The organism is Peribacillus sp. AS_2, assembly GCF_026891895.1.
Classification (GTDB): Bacteria; Bacillota; Bacilli; order Bacillales; family DSM-1321; genus Peribacillus; species Peribacillus frigoritolerans.
On sequence record NZ_JAPTGA010000007.1, the window covers coordinates 82,004 to 96,594 of the forward strand.

Sequence of the window (14,591 nt, forward strand, 5' to 3'; positions counted from 1 at the left end):
ATAAACATGAAAAATCCCCGCCGGCAGGCAGGGATTTTTTCGTGTAAGCTACTAATCTAAGCTTGATAACGCAATACGGGTTTTCTTGCAGCAAGAGTTTCATCAAGCCGCTTTATAACGGTTGTATGCGGAGCTTCCTGAACGATTTCCGGAGTTTCTTCCGCTTCCTTGGCAATCTGGATCATCGCATCGATGAACGCATCCAGCGTTTCTTTTGACTCGGTTTCAGTCGGTTCTATCATCATTCCTTCTTCCACGTTCAACGGGAAGTAAATGGTTGGAGGATGATACCCGAAATCCAGCAATCTTTTAGCTATATCGAGAGTCCTTACCCCCAATTTCTTTTGCCGGCGTCCGCTTAATACGAATTCATGCTTACAATGACGATTATATGGTAAGTCAAAATAAGGTTCCAACTTGCGCATCATATAATTGGCATTGATGACCGCGTTCTCTGTGACGGCTTTAAGGCCATCAGGACCCATTGAACGGATGTACGTATATGCCCTCACGTTTATTCCGAAATTACCATAATAAGGTTTTACCCTGCCAATGGATTGCGGACGATCATAATCAAGGGCGAATTGCTCACCTTGCTTGACTATAAGAGGTTTAGGCAAGTAAGGAATCAAGTCGGACTTCACACCTACAGGACCAGAACCCGGGCCGCCGCCGCCATGCGGGCCTGTGAATGTTTTATGGAGATTTAAATGAACCACATCAAAGCCCATGTCACCCGGTCGTGCTTTTGATAGGACTGCATTCAGATTCGCTCCATCATAATAAAGCTTCCCACCTGCATCATGGACAAGTTGTGCCATTTCCAAAATATTTTCTTCAAACAATCCCAATGTATTGGGGTTCGTCAGCATCAAGGCCGCCGTATCAGGTCCGACAACACGTTTTAAATCTTCAAGGTCGACTAACCCATTTTCATCGGACTTCACTGTAATCGTTTCTAGTCCGGCAACAGTGGCAGAGGCAGGATTCGTACCATGGGCCGAATCAGGTACAATCACTTTCGTCCGTTCTGTATCGCCATTCGCTTCGTGAAAAGCGCGAATCATCATCAATCCTGTCCATTCACCGTGGGCACCTGCTGCAGGCTGTAATGTCACTTGGTCCATCCCGGTGATTTCCGTTAAGTGTTCCTGCAAATCAAATAATAGTCCCAATGCTCCTTGTACAGTAGCGGGATCTTGATATGGATGGATATGGGCAAAACCGTTGAAACGTGCCACATTTTCATTTATTTTCGGATTATATTTCATCGTGCATGAACCCAGCGGATAAAAACCCGAATCCACCCCATGATTCCGTTTGGAAAGTGCAGTATAGTGACGCATGATATCCAGTTCGGACACCTCAGGAAGCTTTGCCTCTTCTTCACGGATGTAGTCGGCAGGAAGAATTTCTTCGAGCGGAATAGTTGCAACATCCATTTCTGGCAGACTGTACCCGATCCGGCCGGAAGTACTGATTTCAAAAATGAGTGATTGATCTTGATTATTCATGTTGATCCCCCAATTCCTGCGCAAGTGCATCAATTTCTTCTTTTGTTCTTAGTTCAGTTACCGCAACCAGCATATGGTCTTTCAATTCAGGATAAACCGTCCCTAAATCGAAGCCGCCGATCATCCCTTTTTCAAAAAGGTTTTCATTGACCTCTGAAAACGGGGCAGGCAGTTTAATGACAAATTCATTAAACGAAGGACCGTCGAAAATCACTTCCAGCCCTTTTGCCATAATTGCTTTTTTCGCATAATGTGCTTTTTGTATATTTTGCACGGCCATCTCTTTGACACCCTTTTTCCCAAGCGCGGTCATTGCAACAGAAGCTGCCAAGGCATTCAAAGCTTGATTGGAACAAATGTTGGATGTGGCTTTGTCACGGCGAATGTGCTGTTCACGAGCTTGAAGCGTCAGGACAAACCCTCTTTTTCCATTCTCATCGACCGTTTGACCGACGAGTCTGCCCGGAACTTTCCGTACAAGTTTATTAGTAACCGCAAAATATCCACAATGAGGGCCACCGAATGCCGCTGGAATGCCGAATGGCTGAGCATCCCCCGTTACGATATCTGCACCGAGTGCACCAGGGGATGTCAAAGCTCCCAATGCAAGCGGATTACTGGAAACGATAAACATGGACTTGACGCCATGAATGATTTCTTCCATTTCTTTCAATGGCTCGATCCGGCCAAAAAAGTTCGGGTATTGCACGATCACTCCTGCAATGTCATCATTCGCCAATTCCCTTAAAGCAGCTAAGTCCGTCACACCGTCTTTATGAGGAATTTCGATCACTTCCACGCGTTGCCCTTTTGCATATGTCTTCACAACTTCTCTTGATTCAGGATGAACGGTTCCTGAAATGAGAATCTTCTTCCGCCTTGTCTGTCCTGAAGCAAGCATCGCTGCTTCAGCCAGCGCCGTCCCGCCGTCATACATGGAGGAGTTAGCCACATCCATGCCCGTCAATTCACATATCATCGTTTGATATTCAAAGATTGCTTGAAGTTCGCCCTGTGAAATTTCAGGTTGATACGGTGTATACGCCGTATAAAACTCAGAACGGGAAAGAACATGATCGACGATGACCGGCGCGTAATGGTCATAGACACCCGCACCAAGGAAGGAAGCATAATTTTTAAGGTCCGCATTCTTTGCAGCAAGCCTTGATAATTCTTTCATTAATGCAGGTTCAGATTTAGCAGGCTTGATATCGTATTCTCCTTGAAAACGAACGCTTTCAGGGATATCATTGAAAAGTTCTTCAGCAGTGGATACCCCTATCGCTTCCAGCATTTCTTGTTTATCTTGCTCTGTCATGGGTAAATAACGATGTTTCATCTAATGACCATTCCCCTCTATTTACGTGGTTTTTTATAAAAAGGTGTTTGTATTATAACGGCTTTCAAACGTTTGGAACGGATTTCCACTTCGACTTCCGCATCCAGCACCGAAAATTCCTTATCGATAAGTACCAATCCAACGTTTTTCTTCAATGTTGGCGATTGGGTACCAGTCGTGACCTCGCCAATGACTTCATCACCGCTGTAGACCTTATACCCATGACGTGGAATGCCACGGTCAATCATTTCAATTCCCACAAGCTTGCGGGGAGCCCCTTTCTCCTTTTGCTCAGCAAGAACGGCTTTCCCGAAAAAATCAACTTCCTTATCCACTTTTACTGCAAAACCAATCCCGGCTTCTATCGGGGTGATGTCAGCTGAAAGCTCCTGCCCATACAGCGGCAGTTTCGCTTCAAAACGCAGGGTATCACGAGCACCTAAACCAATCGGCTGAACCCCCTCTTCCTTACCGGCATCCATAATCGCCTTCCAAAGGGCAGGGCCATTTTTACTGTCGCTATATATTTCAAAACCATCTTCACCAGTGTATCCAGTACGGGATACCAGCGTGGAGATACCGTTAATCATGACATTATCCTTGAACCTGAAAAATCCAATTTCACTTAAGTCAGTACTTCCCGATAGTTTTTGTAATATCTTTTCTGCAGCTGGTCCTTGAAGTGCCAGCTGTGTATAGTCACTTGATACATTCGTAATTTGGGCATCTTCCGTTAAATTAGCTTGCAGCCAATTGAAATCTTTTTCTGTATTCGCTGCGTTGACCACGAGCAGATAGTCGTCCTCAGCCCTTTTATACACGATAAGATCATCAACCGTGCCTCCGTTTTCATAACACATGGCGGTATATTGGGCCCCGCCCTGTTGCAGCTTTGATATATCATTGGTCAGCATCTTCTGTAAAAAGGAAAGGCTCCCAGGCCCCTTAACATCGACTTCCCCCATATGGGAAACATCAAATAACCCCGCTTTTGTCCGAACGGCTTCATGTTCATCCTTTATACCCGAAAATTGGACAGGAAGTTCCCAGCCGCCAAAATCAATCGTTTTACCTCCGTATTCACGATAAACCTCAAATAGTGGTGTTCTTTTTAAATTGGTCAAAAAATGACCCCCTTCAGATTTTTTTAAAAATTAATTGGCTTCATTATCAAAAGCTTCTTGTCATTACTCATCAGATACAAGCTGATTCATGATGTGAAAAAAGCACAAAAAAGGACAGAGAAAGCCCGTTTGAGCTTTTTCTCTGTCCTGAAACCTGAAAGTTTACCTATGTAATAGGTTTTCCCCTTTGGTGGCCGTCCCATAACGGGCGACGCTCTCCAGAGTTGCGTCCAATAAGAGTTCTTTTGCCTGAGAGATTCACTGCTAAGTTTGCTCCTTCGGCGCTACATCCGTAGTCTCTCCCCTTATCTTCACCCGCATATAAATGGTCTACCATTGATAGGAAGCCAATAAGCCCCAAGCATCGGTAAAACCTTTGAGCATAAATGGAATGCATTCTCTGCCAATTCTCCTAAAACTTCAGAAACCGTTTGACTGATCTCCTTCAGTAATCTTGGATAAATTAGGAGCCTATAGCCCATACTAAGAAAACGCGAACTGCAAAATCGATGTACAAACATTCTTTGCAGCGTTTGGAAATTGGAATTTTCTAAATATACTTATATCCTACCCTAAGAAACTTATCTCTGCAATATTTTTTGAAAAAGAAATATTTTTCTTACTTCACATATGAAATGTTCGGGTTTTGACCTTATATTAAGGAAATTATGATTTAAGAGGGAGTTATTTCTATGAAAATCAATATATCCTTCAATTCTGAATGGAATGACGAGTTTCTGCAAAAGATGGAAAATGACGGTCCATGGGGAAATTGGGAGCTTTATAAGTTGGCGGTTCAAATGGAGGAAAACCTTATCATCCCTGATTTTGAAGGTTTACAGGCGCCCAAGCACCTTCCTCAGCTAACCCCGCTTCCCCATCAATTGGAAGCGGCGAAGCAAGTAGTGGAAAAGATGAATGGAAAAGCCATTTTGGCTGATGAGGTAGGGCTGGGAAAAACAATTGAAGCAGGCTTGATCCTAAAAGAGTATATGATTAGGGGCCTTGTAAAAAAAGTATTGATCCTTGTTCCGGCTTCCCTTGTCACACAATGGGCATTTGAATTGAATACCAAGTTTCATATTCCGGCAGTCGTTCAGAGAAAAAGTTATGTCTGGGACTCCTGTGATGTGGTCATTTCATCCATTGATACAGCGAAACGCGCTCCACATCGAGATATCATCTTTACTCAGGAATATGACTTCATCATTATTGATGAAGCTCATAAACTTAAAAATAATAAGACGAAGAACTATGAATTCGTCCAAAATCTGAAAAAGAAATTTTGTTTACTCCTGACAGCCACTCCGATTCAAAATAAAGTCGAGGAGATATTCCACCTCGTTTCGTTATTGAAACCGGGCCACTTGGGAAATGCTTCGCTCTTTTCGGAAAAGTATAAAGGGAAGGGCCGGAACATCATTGAAGATGAACACCTAAAGGAACTGGTCAACACTGTCATGATTCGAAACCGGCGGGCCGATACTGGCATTGAATGGACAAAACGGCATGTAGAAACCATCACCATTGAATTTTCTCCAACGGAACAAGCATTGTATGATGCTGTTTCCAAATTCAAGCCAATTTCGGATGGATCAAAAGGAAGCGCCTTTTCGGCTCTCACTCTCCAAAGGGAAGCATGCAGCAGCAGAGAGGCTGTCTTTTATACATTAAAGAATATGAGAGATAAATACGATCAGCCTTCCCCTGATTTTTTGGCAAAGCTTGATGATTTATTTACTAAAGTGAATGAAACGGTCCAGAACTCAAAGGCTGAAAAAGCTTTGGAACTGATCAAGAAAATTGATGACAAAGTGATTATCTTTACGGAATATAGGGCGACTCAACTATATCTCCAATGGTACCTACAGCAGAATGGAATTTCTTCTGTTCCTTTCCGAGGCGGTTTTAAGCGCGGAAAGAAAGACTGGATGCGTGAATTATTCCAAAAGAATATTCAGGTATTAATCGCAACAGAAGCTGGCGGGGAAGGGATAAACCTTCAGTTTTGCCATCACTTGATTAATTTTGACCTGCCCTGGAACCCAATGAGGCTTGAACAGAGAATTGGAAGGATTCACCGCCTTGGTCAGGAAGAAGATGTGATGATTTATAACTTTGCCACGAAAAATACAGTTGAAGAACATATACTGAAGTTACTATACGAAAAAATAAATTTATTTGAAAAAGTAATCGGTGAATTGGATGATATTTTAACCAAACTGGATATTAACAACATTGAAGAATATTTAATTGATGTGGTCGGCGAGTCCAAAACCGAAGGCGAAATGAAAGTCAAGATGGATAATTTTTCATCGTTGATCCAATTCGCTCAATCAATGAAGGAAGGTGAGGTTCATGCAGCAACGGGAAATTCATGATTTTTTAATCACTTTCTTTAAAGCCAATGATTGTGAAATACTGGATAATGCACCAACCCACCTTACTGTGCAATTGACGATTGAGATGGATAAAGAATTAATGAACAGACCCTTTTATTGGCATTATCTAGAAAAAACAGGAGGTGTTCCGAACCCGGCACAAATCACTTTCATTACCGATCCAGAACAAGCTCCATCCGATTTAAAGGGAGAAATGATTCATTTTGGCTCCCCTCGTCTTCACCAGATTATTCAATCAACCAAAAAGCTGGCTGGGTATACTAGACTTTTTGAGAATACGCCTCCATCAAAAGGCAGAAATAATCCTTTGTTTCCTTGGCTGACCCTGAATGTGAAAATATCCTATCAATGCGACCGCAAAAAAGATACTTTCATGTCAATCGGACTGAATTTAATCTCGGGTGAAATAATGGAAGGGTTTCACCATCGGGTTTTACCGATTAACGTCACCCCGAAAATACCGGATTACTCCTTTACGCTTTCACCTCTGATCATGCCCAAGAGTGGATTGGCAAGACTTGATACATACATCAGAACCAGTTTCGAGGATGATGACCATTCCTGGGCGGAGGAAGCAATGCTGCGCTGGCAGAATGACTTGAATTTATTGGAGCATTTTTACAAGGATATGGACGAAAAAAGTGAAAGCTATTATACCGAAAAAGAAGCACTAAAAGCTCAATATGAACCCAACATCAGAATATCCATCATCAACGGAGGAGTATTTTACCTTTCAGATAGGGCGTTGGGATAAGTTAAGAACAAAAAAACAGATGTCCAAGTTCAGGACATCTGTTTTACTTTTTGATCGTTTTCCTTATAAACATCGACAAAGCAAAAGGGACAATGCCAAACCAATGTGACATACCCTGGTTTTTATCCTCTTTTCTGTGAAGGCGTTTTTCTTTTCGTTCTTTTTTCGTCAGATTGAAATACTCGACAAGCTGCTGCGTCAGATATTTAATATAAGCGTTTGTAGACATATAAAATCATCACCCTACGCAAAGTATGTCCGGTTTAGGCTTTTTTTAATCCTTTCCTTGCTCCCTTCACCGTAAACCTGTCGCGTTCCCTAATAAAATGGTGTTGATTTTGCTATTACACAGCTTGCTTCTCCAACCATTCTTTCACTTCCCCCGCTTCTTTATCGTATTGAATGATGACCCTGCCCTCTCGATCATTTTTAGTTTTGGAAGAAAACTCGATATAGACGTAAGGACCTTCTTGCTTCATTAAGGAATATCGCACCGCACCATTGGGATATGATATTTCCCCCTGGATGATTTCCGGAATCTCTTCGCCCCACTCTGCCGTCACATCCTTGATGGCTAGATGGACAAGATGGTCGGCCACAAGCGACTCTTCCACTTCTTTATAAAACTTTTTATCAATGATAAACTGGTCGATCATTAGTATCGTGAACATGATGAAAACACTCGCCACAATCATGACCATCGGGAAAACGACTCCTTTTTGATTATTCATCAATTTTCGTATCATTCCTAAAGAAAGGATGAAATCTTCGACTGAAAGTAGTCCCTGCTTTATCCGTTATATTTATAACAATGACACTGCCATCCTTATTGACCTGGAATTCCGAAATGTTCTGCAAGATGACCTCATGCCCCATACCATCCACTCGTCTTCGGACCTTATCTTCATATTGTTCCAGCGATGCTAATTGTTCACCTGAAAGCAAATATAATTTATTTCCCATTACATCTTGTGCTTTGGAACTCCGGACCTCCTGCTTCACTTGCATGGTAAAGACCTCCCACTCCTTAGGATGCAATTTATCAACGGACCTCATCTGGGTGTGAATGATCGAGAAGAGCTGCAGAACAAAAAGCGACGTCGTCATTAAAATCAATAAAGAAAAAAGCAATTCGATCATCGTAAAGCCATCATTTTTTCGCAGCGTCACAAATGGATTCCCAATTACCCGTTTCATGTTCATAGCGTACACACCCTTCAATCATTCCCGGGAAATCCCCATGGTCCCTCCAAAACAATTCAAAGCTTCTTTTTTTGTAAATGATTTCCTGACCAACTGCTTGAATCTCCCCATCCATGAACGCCGTCAATCTTTCATATAATAAATGGTGGGCTTCGGTCTTTACGGGAATATCTTTCCGCTGCGTCAATACCTCTTCAAGAATTGGTAAAATGGCAAGGGCCAGTAATATACAAATAGAAAATGCGGCCATCAGCTCAAGGTAGACGTACCCTTTACAATTTCTCAATCCGGAACCTCCCTTTACCGATATTGAGGACCAGCTTGTACTTTCCCTTTGAGGTATCAATCATAATCGTTCCGGCTTTGGATGCATTTCCATATTGATTAAAATGAAAGCTGAACCCCAAAGTGCCGCTTAAAAACTGGATATCCTCTGGTATGCTTCTCTCTAAAACGATCCCCTCTTTATAAGACGAAACGGTATAAATCTTTTCGGTATTATCAATATGGAGGTAAATCAAGCTCTTATGACTGATGGCATACTGTTGAGCATAGAAAAGATCTTCATGAAATTGTGAAAGAAAAAGCCTATTTTCCATTCCTTTAGTGAAGCTGGGATATAGATTAGGACCGATGGAAATTAGGAGTACAAAAATAGCGAGGACAATAAGGGTTTCAGATAGTGTATACCCACCATCGGAATGCCGTATATTCACTTCTCTCCTACTCAACGACCGTTATCTTTCCTTTACTATCCAAACTAATTTCATCCCCATTAGGGCAGGATGTCTGTTTGAGATAGCCTTGACTTTCCAATTCACCGATACTTTCGGGCAGTTTAGCATTATCGATTTCATAAGCCTGCACCTGTGCTTGGGCCATCTTAACGAAAGCTTCACATCCTTTAGACTGGATTGTGGATTGGTTTTTCGTGATATTGGGGATTGTTATAATCAAAAGGATGGATATCACCAGTAAAACAATAAGCATTTCTATTAGGGTAAAACCACGTTCATTCATCACTTTCTTCAACATATCATCATGCTCCTAAAAGCATCTGAATACCAGATGACCTTCGGGCATTTTCACCTCCGGAATACAAAAATGAAATCCTATAAACCTTCGAGCAGTGAGAACATCGGCAGCAAAACCGCCAAATAAATGGACACGATCAAAAGACCTATCAGTGAAAACATTAGAGGCTGAATGATTTTCAAGATTGCATTCATTCTCTCTTCAATTTTCTCCAGTATAAAACGACTGTAATGAAGTAACTCGGCATCAAGTCTGCCGTATTTTTGACCATTTGCAGCGACCACCGGTAAATTCCCATCAAAATATGGGAGCTCCCGAAAAATCATTTCCAGTGATCTGCCCTCGATCAGATCATCCTTGATGATATTGCAAAGTTTTTGGTAAAATGGCTGCTGTTGATTTAACGAGAATAATTTGATGCTATCGTTAATCGATAGTCCTCCGGAAAGCAAGCCACTGAATTGGCTTGCAAAAAAATAGGTTTCGTATAATTTAATGAACGTCCCGAATATCGGAATTCCCATCAAAATCCTTCGCTGTCTTAATGGGCATAATCCATTGAACCAAAATCGTTTGAGTGCATACAAGAATAGGAGCAAGCCGAGTAATAAGAAGGGTAGTGCTGGAAGAATGAACGTGGAGGCTGACATTAATCTTAAGAGAATATGCTGATCGACATCCATCGTGAAATAGATGGTCTGGAATTGGGGAAGGAGAACACTCTGAAGAATATAAAAAACGATACTTACAAAAAAGACTAAGAATACGGGATACACCATTAACTTTTTTACTTTATCCATATCCTCGATTCTTTTCTTCCAATATCGCCCTCCTTCTTTCAACGCCCGTTCCAGGTCGCCATATTGTTCTCCATAAAATATATAACTTACAAGCTGCGGATGAAAATTAAGATGGGTCAGCACCATGTGCAACGGGTAGCCGTTCCTTAAATCGGCTATAGCCTGAGTGAAGTCTTCCGCTTTCTTCTTTGATTCCTGAAACTCAAGAAAATGTAAAGCTTCCGCCAAAGGATAACCATGATTCAATAATTCACCTAGCTTCGAAATAAAGACCGCCTGCTCTTTTACCTTCCATTTACTTTTTGGTTTCATGGTAGACCAGCCGTTCATATTCCTGAGATCCAACATAGCCCATCGCAACCGCTTTTCCGATTTCATCCTTTAATTGGCGGTAGCTGACCGTTGCCATTTCTTTTTCATCTCCCATTATCCGGAGAACTTCAGCCAGGCTTTTTCCATATAGCAATTCATATACACTTGCCCTTTTATTCCTTGCAGTCATTTTGCATGCTAAAGCACAGTCCCCTTTACACGGAAGACATCGCAATTCAACCAGCCGCTGCGCTGTCACGCCAATCAAAGTCTGTTCAACCTCAAGTAAGCTGACACCAAATTCCAGTAATCTGGAGATGGCGCCCTGGGCGTCCCTCGTATGCATGGTCGTTAGTATCAAATGACCGGTTAATGCGGCACGGACTGCGATTTTGGCAGTTTCTGCATCCCTGACTTCCCCAACCATGATCACGTCCGGGTCATGCCTCAGAACAGCTTTTAGGCCGACTGAATACGTAATGCCCGCCTTTTCATTGATTTGGACTTGCAATACCTTTTCGGATACATTTTCAATGGGATCTTCAAGTGTAATGATATTTCGATTGATCATCTCATGGGCGTGGTGAAGCAGGGAATATAGTGTCGTGGTTTTCCCACTGCCGGTCGGGCCGGTAAATATGAGCATGCCATGGGAATGCTTCAGGAGTGCAATCAATTTTTGAACGGTGTTTGGAAATAAGGATAACTGTTCTAGAGGAAGAATATTCTGTTGGGGTATTAAGCGGATGACCAAACTTTCGAGATGGGCAGTGGGTAAAGTGGAAAGGCGGAGTCCGACCACCTGGTTAGCCAAATTGATGGTGATGGCACCACTCTGGGGCCTCCTTTTCTCCCCTATATCCATCGAGGCAAGGAACTTCAAATGAGCGATCAGCCTTTCAGCTTCAAAGAATGATAATGTTTCCTGGGGAACAAGCTTATTGTCTATCCTGAATTGGATGTGAGGCCCCTCTCCGCGAAAAAAAATGTGGATATCCGATGCCGATTCCACGATGGCACGGGTTAGTATTTTTTCTGCGGTCTTTTCAATCGATATCAATTCATTCATCACCTCCTATGTTTCTTGTTTTATTGATTCGACAATCCACGACAAATTCCTGCTTCAGAATAAAAAAAATTCCCGAAAAACTTCGAGAATCATCTCACATGCTTATTTTCAAATCAAGTCTCCGGGAAACCAAATTTCTTAATGCATCTACATTATGGCCAATCACCAGTTTTTCCCCGTCTATGAGAATGGGCCTTCTTAATAACTTCGGTTCTTTTGTTAATAATTGGATGACATCAGAAAGCCTCATTTCGTCAATATTAACTTGTAAGTCTCTGTAAGCTTCACTTCTTGTCGCCAAGACTTCATCAAGTCCCTCCGATGTCAATTCAAGAATTCTTTTTAACTCTGCTACAGTTGGTGTCTCTCTGAATAAATGTCGCTCATCGAAGGAAACTTGATTGGCGCTTAACCATTTTTTTGTTTTGCGGCAAGATGTACAGCTTGGATACGAAAAGAAAGTTAACTGTGCCATACTAATCACTCCCCGTTCACATTTTGTATACATTTATAGTCTATACAATTATTGTACAATGTTTGTATAATTAATGTATACATATTTGCTTTATAAAACCGTTTTAAATGTGAACGTTTTTTAAACTAAAGAGTGTTTGCCCTTTCCCTTATTCCATTTTTTTCTGCCTGCATTATAATGGACATAGGTAAACTATGGAATAGCAGGAGGGTGTAATGGAACAAACGTTAAAAATAACAAACGTGTTAGCTGATCCCACCAGATATTATATATATCAGCATATAGTGAACAACCATGGTGATGTATCGGTACAGGAAATCGCCGATTCATTCAACATCCATCCAAATGTTGCCCGTCTACATTTGTCAAAACTTGAGGATATCGATATGTTGACCTCGATTTCCCGAAAGACCGGGAGAGGCGGCCGCCCAAGCAGACTTTATCGATTATCTGACAAAGTCATACAGCTTCATTTTCCATATAGGAACTATCAGCTGCTTGCAAAGATTGCCGTCCAGTCGATGATGACATTAGGGGAACAAGGAAAACAGGCTCTTTATGAAACGGGAAAAGTATTCGGGGAGGAATTGATCAATCAGCAGCTAGCCCTGAACTCGACATCGATCGATCGGCTTGCTTTTGCGGAAAAAGTCAACATGCTTAAAAATGCGGCTACCATTGCAGGGTTATCTCCTGAAATACAAGCAAGCGAAGAAGAAAATAAAATATCCTTCCGTATCTTCAATTGCCCGTTTAAGGAAGTTACTGAAGTCGAGCCAGGAACAATCTGTTCCATGCATAATTCATTTTTAAAAGGTATGTTCGAAGCCTTGTTTGAGAATGTCACTATTGTGGAAATAGAAAATATGATGTCCAATTGTGCAGCATGCTCATACCAGGCTTCGGTTCTCACATAGAAACAAAAGGCATCCTTTACATTACCTTACAATTTCATTTATAATTATTTAGAATGTACACGACTAGACATAAGGAGGGATTCGGATGGAACGCATGTTCAGAGTATGTGGATTTTGGACAGGAATTATGGCCATTTTCTTTTATCTTGGCCATATGCATCAAACGTCTTTGCTTTTCTTTGCACAAACGATCTTTTTTGTACTTTTAAGTTATTTGAAATTATCCGAGCGCATGTATATCTATGTTTTCGGCGCCTATCTTACCGTTTTCTTTGCAGGATTTTCCTACTGGAGCGTATTTATGATGACTCCGGGTGCTGCTCATTAAGAACAAGCAATATTACATAACCCATGAATTTGGATTCATGGGTTTTTACTTGTCACCATTCAGGAAAGATCCTTACATCATCTGCTAAATTTTTCGATTGAAGCAACACTTTGAAATGTTCACTAAATCCCCCAGGAACAATCAGCCCCCGGATTGCCCGATTACGCTTTGCCGTTTTCGAGAATGGATCAGTTCCTTGATGGTCCTTCAATTCCTCTAGTATCCCTGCTTTAAGCAAGAATTCATTTTGAAGAAAAAGCCCTCGATTGGAAAGATCCTTTCTTTTTCCAATCTCGATTAATGTGTCAAAATGGATATGTGTCGTCAGATCCATATCACCAGGATACATAAGTGCATCTTTAATCATTTGATGCCGATAATAGCCCCTCAAGCTCCCTTGAAGATGATCAGGCTCCTTCCATTCCCTATCGGTATAGCCATAATCAATTGTAAGGAGAATACCCGATTCGATACAGGATACGATCTTTTCATATTCACGGATCATGTTTAGCGGAACTTCGTATCGTTGTTTTTCATTTAAGGTGATTTTTCGTTCAGTAAGGTAAGAAAGAATGTAAGGGTTTTCCAAAGGTTCTCTCTCTTCTACCAAATCTCCTTCCTTTTCAGTGACGAATACCTCTACCAAGGCTCCCTTATACTTTTCAATGACATACACAGGCAACGCGTCGAAAAGTTCGTTTGAAAAGACGATTCCATTTACATTCATCCATTTATCTAAACTGGCAGCAGAAACTGCCTGTTTGAATATCCCTAAGCGTTCATGCTGAATCTTTCTATGAAATGGACTGCCATCCACAAGAACATAAGTTAAAGAGTCCCATATCTGCGGCTCCGTTTCTTTTATGTAAACGAGGATGTCATACGCCAGTTTACCGTCCCCTGCGCCGACCTCGATGATTCTTGGTGAAACTCCGCATCTTTTTATCAAATATACGAACCATCTCGCCAGTGATCTCCCAAATGCATCCCCAACATTGCCGGACGTATAAAAATCCCCTCTTGGGCCAATCTTCTCTTTTGCGCGTGCATAGTAGCCTATTTTTGGCGTATATAAAACAGCATCCATATAGTCATTATAGGAGATTCTTTTTTGCGGGCTTCCTGCAATCAATTCCTTTAAATGATTTTTCAACACAACAGCCTCCGTCTCCATAATTTTCCACCTAACATAGTAAATAATTTTTTCAAACGACATTTATACATGAACACAAATTTAAAGTTCACAAAATGTTCAATTTTCATCTCGCAGTTATAACAGTGCATCCACTAAATGAATTTCATAATAGTACTACAGAGGA

At 41.5% G+C, this 14,591-nt stretch carries 17 protein-coding genes and 2 riboswitches; of the genes, 4 read left to right on the top strand and 13 right to left on the bottom strand.

Annotated elements, in window-relative coordinates; translation table 11 throughout:
* Positions 1-56: 56 nt before the first annotated feature.
* From gcvPB to gcvT, 3 genes are read right to left on the bottom strand one after another with little or no spacing between them, the layout of a single operon-like run.
* On the bottom strand, positions 57-1,514 hold the full coding sequence (gene gcvPB, locus OTG27_RS14185; protein WP_191928959.1) for an aminomethyl-transferring glycine dehydrogenase subunit GcvPB: 1,458 nt from the start codon (positions 1,512-1,514) through the stop codon (positions 57-59).
* Complete coding sequence (gene gcvPA / locus OTG27_RS14190) at positions 1,507-2,853, bottom strand: aminomethyl-transferring glycine dehydrogenase subunit GcvPA (protein ID WP_268937257.1); 1,347 nt, start codon at positions 2,851-2,853, stop codon at positions 1,507-1,509. Before gcvPA ends, gcvPB begins: the two co-directional genes overlap by 8 nt.
* A 17-nt stretch (positions 2,854-2,870) precedes the next feature.
* Positions 2,871-3,977 (bottom strand): glycine cleavage system aminomethyltransferase GcvT, encoded by a 1,107-nt coding sequence (gene gcvT / locus OTG27_RS14195; RefSeq protein ID WP_063575687.1) that lies wholly within the window; start codon positions 3,975-3,977, stop codon positions 2,871-2,873.
* Between the two features lie 140 nt (positions 3,978-4,117).
* A riboswitch (glycine riboswitch) is annotated at positions 4,118-4,201 on the bottom strand.
* Positions 4,202-4,204: 3 nt separating this feature from the next.
* Positions 4,205-4,292: riboswitch (glycine riboswitch) on the bottom strand.
* Between the two features lie 377 nt (positions 4,293-4,669).
* Between gcvT and OTG27_RS14200 the strand changes: the two genes are divergently transcribed.
* The gene (locus OTG27_RS14200) at positions 4,670-6,358 is read left to right on the top strand and encodes a DEAD/DEAH box helicase (RefSeq protein ID WP_268937258.1); all 1,689 of its coding nucleotides are present in this window, start codon (positions 4,670-4,672) and stop codon (positions 6,356-6,358) included.
* A complete protein-coding gene (locus OTG27_RS14205; protein WP_268564852.1) occupies positions 6,336-7,133 on the top strand; it encodes a YqhG family protein in 798 nt (265 codons plus the stop codon). Before OTG27_RS14200 ends, OTG27_RS14205 begins: the two co-directional genes overlap by 23 nt.
* Before the next feature lie 43 nt (positions 7,134-7,176).
* Here OTG27_RS14205 and OTG27_RS14210 read toward each other — a convergent pair whose 3' ends face one another.
* The 9 genes from OTG27_RS14210 to OTG27_RS14250 all read right to left on the bottom strand — a co-directional run bounded on the left by OTG27_RS14210 (position 7,177) and on the right by OTG27_RS14250 (position 12,027).
* Positions 7,177-7,362, bottom strand: coding sequence for a YqzE family protein (locus OTG27_RS14210; RefSeq protein WP_057278811.1), 186 nt, complete (start codon positions 7,360-7,362; stop codon positions 7,177-7,179).
* A gap of 115 nt (positions 7,363-7,477) precedes the next feature.
* Entirely contained in the window at positions 7,478-7,864 is a 387-nt protein-coding gene (comGG, locus tag OTG27_RS14215) for a competence type IV pilus minor pilin ComGG (RefSeq protein ID WP_268937259.1), read from the bottom strand.
* On the bottom strand, positions 7,857-8,336 hold the full coding sequence (gene comGF, locus OTG27_RS14220; protein WP_268564854.1) for a competence type IV pilus minor pilin ComGF: 480 nt from the start codon (positions 8,334-8,336) through the stop codon (positions 7,857-7,859). The genes comGG and comGF overlap by 8 nt, the downstream gene beginning before the upstream one ends.
* The gene (locus tag OTG27_RS14225) at positions 8,284-8,622 is read right to left on the bottom strand and encodes a hypothetical protein (RefSeq protein WP_268937260.1); all 339 of its coding nucleotides are present in this window, start codon (positions 8,620-8,622) and stop codon (positions 8,284-8,286) included. Before OTG27_RS14225 ends, comGF begins: the two co-directional genes overlap by 53 nt.
* Positions 8,609-9,052, bottom strand: coding sequence for a competence type IV pilus minor pilin ComGD (gene comGD / locus OTG27_RS14230; RefSeq protein ID WP_034308382.1), 444 nt, complete (start codon positions 9,050-9,052; stop codon positions 8,609-8,611). Before comGD ends, OTG27_RS14225 begins: the two co-directional genes overlap by 14 nt.
* Before the next feature lie 7 nt (positions 9,053-9,059).
* Entirely contained in the window at positions 9,060-9,371 is a 312-nt protein-coding gene (comGC, locus tag OTG27_RS14235) for a competence type IV pilus major pilin ComGC (RefSeq protein WP_034308384.1), read from the bottom strand.
* Between the two features lie 77 nt (positions 9,372-9,448).
* A complete protein-coding gene (gene comGB / locus OTG27_RS14240; RefSeq protein WP_170956579.1) occupies positions 9,449-10,483 on the bottom strand; it encodes a competence type IV pilus assembly protein ComGB in 1,035 nt (344 codons plus the stop codon).
* The gene (gene comGA, locus OTG27_RS14245) at positions 10,467-11,552 is read right to left on the bottom strand and encodes a competence type IV pilus ATPase ComGA (protein ID WP_372464768.1); all 1,086 of its coding nucleotides are present in this window, start codon (positions 11,550-11,552) and stop codon (positions 10,467-10,469) included. The genes comGB and comGA overlap by 17 nt, the downstream gene beginning before the upstream one ends.
* Before the next feature lie 94 nt (positions 11,553-11,646).
* Positions 11,647-12,027 (bottom strand): Spx/MgsR family RNA polymerase-binding regulatory protein, encoded by a 381-nt coding sequence (locus OTG27_RS14250; RefSeq protein WP_268937261.1) that lies wholly within the window; start codon positions 12,025-12,027, stop codon positions 11,647-11,649.
* Positions 12,028-12,242: 215 nt separating this feature from the next.
* Here OTG27_RS14250 and OTG27_RS14255 point away from each other — a divergent pair, with 215 nt between their 5' ends.
* Positions 12,243-12,944 (top strand): helix-turn-helix transcriptional regulator, encoded by a 702-nt coding sequence (locus OTG27_RS14255; RefSeq protein ID WP_145504680.1) that lies wholly within the window; start codon positions 12,243-12,245, stop codon positions 12,942-12,944.
* Positions 12,945-13,029: 85 nt separating this feature from the next.
* A complete protein-coding gene (locus tag OTG27_RS14260; RefSeq protein ID WP_034308393.1) occupies positions 13,030-13,272 on the top strand; it encodes a DUF2626 domain-containing protein in 243 nt (80 codons plus the stop codon).
* 52 nt (positions 13,273-13,324) lie between these two features.
* Here OTG27_RS14260 and OTG27_RS14265 read toward each other — a convergent pair whose 3' ends face one another.
* Entirely contained in the window at positions 13,325-14,446 is a 1,122-nt protein-coding gene (locus OTG27_RS14265; RefSeq protein WP_268937262.1) for a class I SAM-dependent methyltransferase, read from the bottom strand.
* Positions 14,447-14,591: the final 145 nt, after the last annotated feature.